Below are 1443 nucleotides of genomic sequence, written 5' to 3' on the forward strand. Positions count from 1 at the left end.
CGGCCTTTCGCGCTCTGTGTGTGGAGCGCGCGGGTGTGCCTGCGGCCATGCTGCCGTTCCTTCTGGGGCGGCCCATGTCCGATCTGCTGTCCGAGGTGGGCTTGCGCCCGGCGGGCGCAACGTCTTAGACAGTGTCGTCACGAGATGGATTTCCTTGGTATATCAAGGAGAACGAGCCTTTTATGCAGGGAGTGTACTCTTATGGTACTCGACCGGAATAAAAGGCGAAGTTCGACGCAGAGATGCCGGGAAAGGCTTTCGTGACGACACTGTCCAGGGCAACTTCTCTTTGAAATTGCCCTGGCGGATGCGGGAGCAGACGCCCGCCGCGGAGGCGTAAGTGCAGTTTATCTGCGCGGTTAAACGCCGGAGCGGGCGTCTTGGAAGTATTGCGAACAGATATTCTCAATGCGAAGATGCTATAGGACAGATTCACTGCCACAGGCTGTCGGCGGCTCGCGGACACGGTTTGTGCGCTTTTGTGGCGCAGTCGTCGTGCCATGCCAAGGGCCTGGGCAGGTTTTTGGGGCTGTGGCTCTCGGTTGACAGAAGGCCGTGACGGCCCTACCTTACATAAATTATAATATTCACAGCCCGCGCCACGGGCCAAACGAAGGAAGCATCATGCCATTGTGCAGCATTGAGGAAGCCGTTGCCGACATTAAACAGGGCAAAATGGTCATTCTTGTGGACGACGAAGGCCGGGAGAATGAGGGCGACCTGACCATGGCCGCGGAATTTGTCACCCCCGAGGCCATCAATTTTATGGCTAAATATGGGCGGGGGCTGATCTGCCTGCCCATGTCGCCGGAAATGATCGACCGGCTTGACCTGCCCCTTATGACGCAGCGCAACGGTTCGCGTTTCGGCACCAACTTCACCATTTCCATTGAAGCCCGCGACGGCGTTACCACGGGCATTTCCGCAGCGGACCGCGCCACCACCATTCTGGCGGCCGTTGCCGACGATGTGCGCCCCGACGACCTTGTGACGCCGGGGCATGTTTTTCCCCTGCGCGCCAAGGCCGGAGGTGTTCTTTCGCGCGCCGGCCAGACCGAAGGCGGCGTGGACCTGTCGAAACTGGCCGGGCTGAAGCCCGCCTCGGTTATTTGCGAGATCATGCGGGATGACGGAACCATGGCCCGCATGCCCGATCTGGAAACGTTCGCCGAAGAGCACGGCCTCAAGATTGTGGCCGTCAAGGATATCATCCGCCACCGCCTCAACCGGGGGCAGGTGTCTGTGCGCAATGTGGCCAAGGCCCATCTGCCCACCAGGTTCGGCGATTTCACGGTATACGCCTATGAAAGCGAAACCGAGCAGGGTACGCATCTGGCGCTGGTCAAGGGCGACCTTTCCGGGCCGGAGCCTGTGCTTGCCCGCGTACACAGCGAATGCCTCACGGGCGATGCCCTGGGATCGCTGCGCTGCGATTGCGGCGGG

Annotated in this window: 1 protein-coding gene; it reads left to right on the top strand. The window is 60.4% G+C overall.

Annotated elements, in window-relative coordinates; genetic code table 11:
* Positions 1-624: 624 nt before the first annotated feature.
* A partial coding sequence (ribB, locus tag V6C16_RS13230) for a 3,4-dihydroxy-2-butanone-4-phosphate synthase (RefSeq protein WP_333543432.1) occupies positions 625-1443 on the top strand: 819 nt, incomplete at its 3' end.

This window comes from Desulfovibrio sp. 1188_IL3213 (assembly GCF_036763145.1).
Lineage (GTDB): Bacteria > Desulfobacterota > Desulfovibrionia > Desulfovibrionales > Desulfovibrionaceae > Desulfovibrio.